This window comes from Flavobacterium sp. (assembly GCF_044361015.1).
Taxonomy (GTDB): Bacteria; Bacteroidota; Bacteroidia; order Flavobacteriales; family Flavobacteriaceae; genus Flavobacterium.
Genome location: NZ_JBIKJL010000068.1, coordinates 1 through 9,280, shown reverse-complemented (window position 1 = coordinate 9,280; position 9,280 = coordinate 1). Strand labels below are relative to the sequence as shown.

Below are 9,280 nucleotides of genomic sequence, written 5' to 3'. Positions count from 1 at the left end.
TAAATAGCATAAATTCGCTTTTGTAAGTATTGGGAGTTTTTGTTTTGGGTAAGGTTTCCCCCTTTCAGGCTCACCGAAGGTAATCCTGTTTAAACTTAACACTCTAGTCTTTTGAAAACAAAGGCATCAAGTTCCATTAAGCTTAGAAATCTTAATCAAACTTAATACCTTAATGATTTTATTTGTTTAAAAAAACAGAATTTACCTCGAATAATTCGGAGCTTCTTTGGTAATCGTCACATTGTGCGGATGACTTTCGCCAATTCCACTGGCTGTAATTCGAACAAAACGTCCGGTTTCTTGTAATGTTGGAATATCTTTTGCTCCGCAATAACCCATTCCGGCTCTTAATCCGCCAATAAATTGTTGCATACTTTCGTTTAATTCACCTTTGTAAGGAACACGACCTACAATTCCTTCGGGAACTAATTTCTTCACATCGTCTTCCACATCTTGGAAATAACGGTCTTTTGAACCTTCTTGCATCGCTTCCACAGAACCCATTCCTCGATAGGATTTAAACTTACGTCCTTCAAAAATAATCGTCTCACCCGGAGATTCTTTTGTTCCTGCTAAAAGCGAACCTAACATGACACAATCGGCTCCTGCTGCAATAGCTTTTGGAATATCACCTGTGTAACGAATACCTCCATCAGCAATCACAGGTACTCCACTTCCTTTGATAGCCGCGGCCACTTCCAACACCGCAGAAAATTGTGGAAAACCAACACCTGCAATCACACGTGTGGTACAAATAGAACCGGGTCCGATACCTACTTTTACCGCATCGGCTCCGTTTTCTACTAAATATTTTGCCGCTTCAGCTGTGGCAATGTTTCCAACTACTACGTCAAGATGAGGAAACTTTTCTTTTACTTGTTTTAAAACAGTTACGACACCTTTGGTATGTCCGTGAGCCGTATCAATAATCACTGCATCTACGCCGGCATTTACTAAAGCAGTAGCTCTTTCTAAAGCGTCTGGTGTAACGCCTAGAGCGGCTGCGACACGTAATCGTCCGAAACGGTCTTTGTTGGCGATCGGTTTTTGAGTCAGTTTTGTGATGTCTCTAAAAGTAATTAAACCAACCAATTTGAAATCCTTATTAACTACAGGTAACTTTTCAATTTTATTTTGTTGCAAAATGCCTTCTGCTTCTTGAAGGGTTGTTCCTTCAGCGGCTGTCACTAAATTCTTTGTCGTCATCACCTCTAAAATAGAGCGAGTGTTGACTTTCTCAAAACGCAAATCGCGATTGGTTACGATTCCTTTTAAAGTCCCGTTTTCATCTACTACAGGAATTCCTCCGATACCATATTCACGCATCGCTGCTTTTGCATCACCCACAATCGCTGTTAAAGGCAAAGTTACCGGATCGATAATCATACCGGATTCCGCACGTTTGACTTTACGAACCTTCGCCGCTTGTTGTTCAATGGTCATGTTTTTGTGCAAAACACCAATGCCACCTTCTTGAGCCATCGCGATTGCCATAGAACTTTCGGTCACGGTATCCATCGCGGCCGAAATAATCGGAACGTTAAGGGTAATATTTCGTGAAAATTTTGATTGAATGCTTACTTCGCGTGGTAAAACTTCTGAATAATTGGGAATCAACAGAACATCGTCATAGGTTAAACCCTCTCCAACGATTTTTGTTTCGTGTGCTTTCATGATTGCAATTTGTAGTTAAATTGCGTGCAAATATACGTTTTTTTTTTATTAGAAGCAATTCCGTCTTTTCGCTCCAATTTTGTTTGTTCCGGTTTGTTTTTCTAAAAAATCGGGAGAGCTTCCGTTGGTCGCTTCCCGCTTTTAAGAAAAAACTAAACCGCAACTGCACAAAGATTTCCACTGCAATACGGGCTAGGGAATCGTGGTAATTAAGACGTTTTAATTACTAGAAATCGCAAGCGATAAAATAATAATTTCTTTTGTGTTCCAAATTTGATTGCTATTTTTATATTCGAATCGATCAAGTATATTCAAAAAAAAATTACTTTAGTAGCGAGTGTAAAAAATAAGAAAATAAAAAATGGACAACAACCAAGAAAGTAACCTGCAACCTTTAAATAACTTTGTGATTTTTGAAACTGAAAATGGCAAAGTTAATATTGACGTTTATTTTCAAGACAAAACACTTTGGCTCACACAAAAACGTATTGCTGAATTATTTGAAAAAGGACGTTCAACAATTACTGAACACCTCAAAAAAATATTTGAAGATAAAGAGTTGAACGAGGAAGTGGTTTGTCGGTTTTTCCGACAAACCACTCAACACGGTGCTGTAGGTGGTTTAACACAAGACAAAGAAGTAAAATATTATAATCTAAAAGCTATTACAGCTGTAGGATATCGAGTGAATTCTCACCGAGCAATTGAATTTAGAAAATGGGCATCTGAAATTCTGCATGAATATATCATCAAAGGATTTGCAATGGATGATGAGCGTTTAAAACAAATCAAACATTTTGGAGAAGATTACTTCGAAGAAATGTTGGAAAGAATAAGAGAAATTCGACTGAGTGAAAGACGTTTATACCAAAAAATAACAGACATTTATGCTTTATCAGCCGATTATGATAGTAAAGCAGATGTAACAAAACATTTTTTTACTAGTGTTCAAAACAAATTACATTGGGCAATAACTGGAAAAACAGCTGCCGAAATTATTTATACTGAAGCTGACGCTACTAAAATTTATATGGGTTTAAAAACTTGGAAACAAGCACCCGATGGCAAAATAATAAAAAGCGACGTAATTGTTGCCAAAAACTATTTGAATGTTGAACACATAAAAGCATTAGAAAGAATCGTGACTTCCTACTTAGACTTAGCAGAAAATAGAGCAAGAAACAGACAAGTGATGAATATGAGCGACTGGGATAGTTTCTTAATACAATTTTTAGAATTAGCAGATTTTCCTATTCTAAAAGACAATGGAAAAATATCTATGCTTGAAGCCAAATTAAAAGCTGAAAGTGAATACGATAAATTCCGTGTGATTCAAGACCAAAATTATATTTCCGATTTTGATAAAGAAATGTCTAAACTAATCGACAACAAAACAAAATAGTGTCAGAATATAGAATGCAAAGAGTTGTTTTTTTGATTTGAAGCTGTTGTGAAGTCACCAAAGTAACTACGTCTTTCAGCTACAATTATGTTTGATTCGTGGTCATTGGACCATCGAAAAGCTGGTTCATGGGTTTTTTATTTAATAAGGATAGTAACGTAAATCAAATCTGCCATCGGTCACTCGTATAGTATCACAATCTTGAGTTACTGTTTCAAATTCAAATGTTCCAGATACTATATGATTAATTCGGTCAATATTTGAAAATGTCAACGTTCCAGATGTGATATTTTCAGGTTCATAAATACAATTAGGCATATCGTTTAAGTATTCGATATACTGTAACTTATAAATACCTGCATTCGTTAAATCATATTCAATTCCGATTTCTAAAGGGTCAGTCATTCTAAATTCAAATTGTTTTAGATTTTCAGCCCATAATTTGTTATCTACTGTTTTAGTAAATCGAATTATAAAAACATCTTGTTGAGTTTCAGCTCGCATCAAGGAAGAGTTTGTTATTCTAACTGCTTTACCATTTACTAAACAACCAAAACTCCATCTTCCGGTTTGAGTTATTGGTGGTAATTTTTCGACTCCAGTTTCCGGTTCATCGAAAATTGAACAACTATTTAAAACTAATAGAATAAGTAAAATTCCATTTTTTTTTATCATTTTTTACTTTTTTTTCTTTTCCATTCAGCTATTTGTTTTTCACGCTTAACCACAACTAATTAATAACATCAAATTAATTTAACTTTACTGACTTTCTTACAAAATACCAAAATTTTTTCTAAAGGCTTCTGCAAAAAGCCTGCTACTAGTAGTGCAACCCTTTACATTTGTGTTTCTAAAAGTGCGTTAGTAATCTGAAAAACTACTTCGCTATTATGTTTTGCTGTTAAATTGAATTTAACCTTTGTTACTGTTTCACTTCCAATTTGTTGTCTTTCAATAATTTCAAAACTACCGGATGTTTCATATTTTAACCACTCTTGAGGAATAATTGAATTTGAAAAAGCTCTTGGAACTCCAATAAATTTTCTAAAATCAATTCGATGGGATGTTGATGTTTCATTGAATTCATAAACACCTAGCGGCATACTTCGGATGGATTCATCAAAATTTAAGAATTCTAAATGATAACCATTATTTGAATAGGTAAAGTATTTTATGTCGTTTCCTAGTTGCGTTTTAGTTACCGAATCAAAAATAAAACCATCAATATTTGAAACTTTGCTAAAAAAAGCACTGCAAATACATTGTGTAAAATCTTTAATTTCAATTGTTGCATCTAATGTAACAAATTCAGGTTCAGCATAAAAATTAACGGTTTGTTTAAACAATTGACCGCTAATCTTAAATTTCAAAATTTGATTTTCGATAAATTGAAAGTTTTCAATAGTTAAAGAAGAAACCGGTGTAAAATATGGACTATAAAACCAGTTATTTGGATGTGTATAGTCTTTATACCATAAACCTAATAAATTTCCATTCTTATCTAATGATAAATTAAAAGCTGAACCCCCATTTCCTGAACCATTAGAAGCTGAAACCCAATGTTCAAAACTTACAGAAATTTTATTATCACAACAAAATGAAGCGGATAAATTTCTTATGGAGTTTACAGGTTGTACATCATTTATCTTTAAATCAATTTTATTTCTACTAGGCACTTCATTAATCACTTCTTCGTTTAAGTCGTCAGAATTACAGCTATAAATTAAAGTTAAAGCCAATAAAAGTAATTTAAGATGATTCTTCATGGTAAAATGTTTTCAGTTATATATTTAATTTTCATTTTTTTACGGCTAATTGGTCAAACCTTGTACGTAAAAATGTAATTATCATCAAATTTATACAACTTTATTGATTTTTTTACAAAATACTGTTCTTTTTTCTTACATTTTTAATAAATCTAACTTTCAGTTAATTCGAATTACCTATCATCCCCAAAAAATCATCTTCACTACTATTAACAACTCCCAATTGAGTTCCTTAATAAATTTAATCAAGCCTTTTCTTTAATCCGAACAATGAAAACTTCAGTTATATTTCATTGTCTTGTTGTAATTTTATTATTTACGTAGAAATTGGATTCACTTGAATTTGTCCGCCAATTGCTTTTAAAACTTTCATTATTGTCGCAAATTGTGGTTTTGCTCCATCAGATAAGGCTTTGTACAAACTCGGTCTACTCATTCCTGTTTCTTCTGCAATTTTCGTCATTCCAATCGCTTTTGCCACATGACCAATAGCATTAATAATATCAGCATCGTTTCCTTCTTTAAGAACAATATTGAGATATTCTGCAATCATTTCTTTGCTATCTAAATAGTCTGCAATATCAAATTTAGTAGTGTCCATTTTTTAAGTATTTAATTTTTTCCAAATTTACTCACGCGTTTTAATCTTTTTTTGGTGTTCGTGAAACGCTTTGCTTAATTCCTTAGCTTTCTTGATGTCATTTTGTTGGGTCGATTTATCACCACCAATTAAGAGAACAATTATTTTTCCGTCAATTTCTTTAAAATAAATTCGATAACCTTTGGCAAAATTCACTTTCAATTCGCGAATGCCATCTCCAACCGGTTCGCAATCTCCAAAGTGTTCATCCAATTCTAACTTCTGAATTCGAAACAAAATTTTTGCCTTTGCTTTCAAATCTTTTAGCTATTGCAACCATATATCAAATACTTGTGTTTTTTCAATCAAAAACATGCGTATTGTATCTAGTTAGATACAAAGTTAATTAAAATTTTTGGATGTTTTAAATTACGATTCGATTTTTGGAACTTCGCTAAAAATTAAATGTATTGCTTACAAAGATAAAGTCAATTTCTTCGAGGTCTGGATACCATCGAAGAGCGGGATTTCCGCTGCAATACGGGCTAGGGGATTGTGCTGTTAAGGAACTATTCCTTAAATAATTCCTTAATTATTCATTAACTTTCCATTTCTATAAAATTCTGAATTTATCAATTCACCTTTTTCATCAAAATAATTAAATCTTCCATCTTTCAAACTGTCTTTTGCACTTCCCGAATAATTAATTTTCCCATTTTCATTAAACCCTTTTGCAATTCCGTCCATTTTGTCATTCTTGTATTCTGTCAGATACTGCAAATTTCCATTTTCATAATAAATTTTAGCAATACCTTCACGTTGCCAATTTACTATTGGAATTGATTTATATTCTTTTCCATTCATAAAGTAATACTTGGCGTGACCCACACATATTACCTTTATAGTATCAACCACATAAATCTCTTTTTGTTTAATAGAGCCATTCTCGTAATACCATGTCAAAGTATCTGTTTTTTTTCCATTCCAATATTTTCCTTTCAACCTGATTTTTCCATTTTCATAATATTCAGTAAAATTTCCATTTCGTAGGCCATTTTTAAAATTCATTTCTCGTAATAAATTTCCATTTTCATAAAAATCTTTCCATAAACCCATTTCTTTGTTATTTTTAATTAGTCCTTCTGCTAAAACTTCACCTTTACTACTAACATATTCAACATGAAAACCGTCTTTTTTTAACTTCTCAAATTCTTGATCGTTTTTATATCTAATTTCCTCAACTATTGTATCATTATTGTAAAAAAATTCAATTCTATTTGCGTATTCATCAATGATTTTAATTTTACCATATTTATCACCATTATCAAAGAAATAATATATTTCATCTCCTTTCTTGTAATTATTTTCAGCATTATCATTTATTAAACGCCATTCCCCTTTTGATTCATTTGAAATATAGTAAACATAATTTGAATTTCTATATTTTTTACTATTTATATCGTCTTTACAAGAGATAAGAAAAAAGAAAATAAATAAAATTTGAATCGATTTCATTTTAGTTTTTTTAAAAATAATTACAACCTCTATAAAGCATATTACTCATAAAATTTCAAGTATTACTCAAAAAATATCAAATCTTTAATCGTACGATTTATAAGCTCCTTTCCCAAATTTAAATCTCATTCCCAATCATCCCCAAAAAATCATCTTCACTAATAATCGGTACTTTCAACTGTGAGGCTTTCTCCAATTTTGCCGGACCCATATTATCCCCTGCAATGACAAAATTTGTTTTGGCAGAAATGGAACTGCCTACTTTTCCACCATTATCTTCAATGGCTTTTTTCAAATCATCACGAGAGAATTTTTCAAAAACACCGGAAACTACAAAGATTTTTCCTTCTAAAACGGAACTGACAACTGTTGATTTTGATTCATCCATCATCAATTGAACACCTACGTTTTTGAGTCGGTCCACAGTACTTCTGTTCTCAGGATTTTCAAAGAAATCAATGACACTTTGAGCGATTTTCTCACCGATTTCATCCACTAAAATCAAATCCATCAAAGTGGCATTCGCAATCGCATCAATGCTTTTGTAGTGTTTGGCTAATTTTTGAGCGACTGTTTCGCCTACATAGCGAATTCCCAACGCATATAAAACGCGTTCAAACGGTACTTCTTTCGATTTTTCAATGCCGTTGATTAAATTCTCAGCACTTTTTTGTGCCATTCGTTCCAACGGAAGAATTTGTTCGATTTTTAAATCATACAAATCAGCATAATTTCTCACTAAGCCGTTTTGATACAATAAAGCGACTGTTTCACCACCCAAACCTTCAATATCCATCGCTTTTCGGGTGATGTAATGTTGGATTCTGCCTATTATTTGTGGTGGACACCCGTAAAAATTCGGACAATAATGATTGGCTTCGCCTTCTTTTCGTTCTAAAGCGGTTTGACATTCCGGACAATGGATAATGTACTGTGTCGGTTCGGTTTCATTGCCTCTCTGAGCAACCGCAATAATTTTAGGTATAATTTCTCCTCCTTTTTCTACAAAAACGATATCTCCCACTCGAATGTCCAACTTTTCAATTTGGTCGGCATTATGTAAAGAAGCACGTTTTACAATGGTTCCCGCCAATTGCACCGGTTCTAAATTGGCCACCGGTGTAATTGCTCCCGTTCTTCCCACTTGATACGAAATGGAATTTAATCGGGTGGAAACTTGTTCCGATTTGAATTTATAGGCAATTGCCCATCGAGGAGATTTGGCTGTATAACCTAACTCATCTTGGTGTTGCAAACTGTTGACTTTAATAACCACACCATCCGTTTCATAAGGCAAATCATGGCGATGCACATCCCAATACGAAATATAGTCCAACACTTCCTGCATGTTCTTGGCCAATTTTGCCTGACTTGGGACTTTAAAACCCCAGTTTCGGGCAGCTTGCAATCCTTCAAATTGGGTTTGGAAGGGTAAATTATTTCCAACGATAAAGTAAAGCAAACACTCTAGTGGACGTTTGGCTACTTCGGAACTGTCCTGTAACTTCAAACTACCGGAGGCTGTATTTCGTGGATTGGAATAAGGGGTTTCACCAATTTCAATCAATTCCTGATTCATTTTTTCAAATCCGGCAAACGGGAGAATTATTTCACCTCGAATATCAAATTTTGGTGGAAAATTTCCTTTTAATTGCAACGGAATCGAACGTATCGTTTTGATATTGTTCGTCACCTCGTCACCTTGAAATCCGTCACCTCGGGTAACTGCTTTTTTCAACGTTCCATTTTCATAGGTGATGCTGATGGAAGCTCCGTCGTATTTTAATTCGCAGGTGTAGTCCAAGTCAACATTCCCCAATATCTTTTGAATACGGTTTTCCCAATCCATCAAATCTTCGGTGGAATAGGAATTGTCCAAGGAATACATGCGGTGTTCATGAACCAGCGTATTGAAATTTTTGGTGATGCTTCCTCCTACTCGCTGACTTGGTGAATTCTCATCAAAAAACTCCGGATGCTGGTTTTCCAGTTCTTGCAATTCTTTCAACAAATGATCAAATTCAAAATCAGAAATAGTGGGTTTATCCAACACATAGTAGTTGTGGTTATGCTGGTTGAGTTCGTTTCGAAGGGTTTGAATTTTGGTTTGGATATCCATCTTTTTGAGGTGCTGAGGTTCTGAGGTGCTAAGGTACTAAGGTTTTGCGTTGACTATTTTATCAATTTGTTGGTACAATTGTCCGTCACTTAAAATTGCTCCTTGTTGAATGATGTCAAAAATAGCGGTGCTTTTTTCTGACTCATATTTTTTCTTGCCGACGTGAATATCAATGGCATCGGTAAACAAGTTATTGACCATCCATTCCAATCCTTTGGAAGTCA

9 protein-coding genes are annotated in these 9,280 nt (G+C 33.8%); 1 reads left to right on the top strand and 8 read right to left on the bottom strand.

What is annotated here, in order from left to right; genetic code table 11:
- Positions 1 to 201: 201 nt before the first annotated feature.
- Positions 202 to 1,674 carry an IMP dehydrogenase gene (gene guaB, locus ACIQ2Z_RS11745; protein WP_396184346.1) on the bottom strand — a complete coding sequence of 491 codons (1,473 nt, stop codon included), beginning with the start codon at positions 1,672 to 1,674 and terminating at the stop codon, positions 202 to 204.
- A gap of 361 nt (positions 1,675 to 2,035) precedes the next feature.
- On the opposite strand from guaB, the gene ACIQ2Z_RS11740 reads away from it, so the two are divergent.
- Positions 2,036 to 3,076, top strand: coding sequence for a virulence RhuM family protein (locus tag ACIQ2Z_RS11740; RefSeq protein ID WP_396184345.1), 1,041 nt, complete (start codon positions 2,036 to 2,038; stop codon positions 3,074 to 3,076).
- Positions 3,077 to 3,217: 141 nt separating this feature from the next.
- Here ACIQ2Z_RS11740 and ACIQ2Z_RS11735 read toward each other — a convergent pair whose 3' ends face one another.
- The 7 genes from ACIQ2Z_RS11735 to ACIQ2Z_RS11705 form a co-directional block, all read right to left on the bottom strand.
- The gene (locus tag ACIQ2Z_RS11735) at positions 3,218 to 3,751 is read right to left on the bottom strand and encodes a hypothetical protein (RefSeq protein WP_396184344.1); all 534 of its coding nucleotides are present in this window, start codon (positions 3,749 to 3,751) and stop codon (positions 3,218 to 3,220) included.
- 161 nt (positions 3,752 to 3,912) lie between these two features.
- Positions 3,913 to 4,842 (bottom strand): hypothetical protein, encoded by a 930-nt coding sequence (locus tag ACIQ2Z_RS11730; RefSeq protein WP_396184342.1) that lies wholly within the window; start codon positions 4,840 to 4,842, stop codon positions 3,913 to 3,915.
- Between the two features lie 316 nt (positions 4,843 to 5,158).
- Complete coding sequence (locus ACIQ2Z_RS11725; RefSeq protein ID WP_396184341.1) at positions 5,159 to 5,443, bottom strand: addiction module antidote protein; 285 nt, start codon at positions 5,441 to 5,443, stop codon at positions 5,159 to 5,161.
- A gap of 27 nt (positions 5,444 to 5,470) precedes the next feature.
- Positions 5,471 to 5,740: a type II toxin-antitoxin system RelE/ParE family toxin gene (locus ACIQ2Z_RS11720; RefSeq protein WP_396184340.1), complete on the bottom strand. Its 270-nt coding sequence runs from the start codon at positions 5,738 to 5,740 to the stop codon at positions 5,471 to 5,473.
- Positions 5,741 to 6,010: 270 nt separating this feature from the next.
- The gene (locus ACIQ2Z_RS11715) at positions 6,011 to 6,937 is read right to left on the bottom strand and encodes a toxin-antitoxin system YwqK family antitoxin (RefSeq protein ID WP_396184338.1); all 927 of its coding nucleotides are present in this window, start codon (positions 6,935 to 6,937) and stop codon (positions 6,011 to 6,013) included.
- A 118-nt stretch (positions 6,938 to 7,055) separates the two neighbouring features.
- Entirely contained in the window at positions 7,056 to 9,056 is a 2,001-nt protein-coding gene (ligA, locus tag ACIQ2Z_RS11710) for an NAD-dependent DNA ligase LigA (protein ID WP_396184336.1), read from the bottom strand.
- Between the two features lie 36 nt (positions 9,057 to 9,092).
- A partial coding sequence (locus ACIQ2Z_RS11705) for a DUF6495 family protein (protein ID WP_396184335.1) occupies positions 9,093 to 9,280 on the bottom strand: 188 nt, incomplete at its 5' end.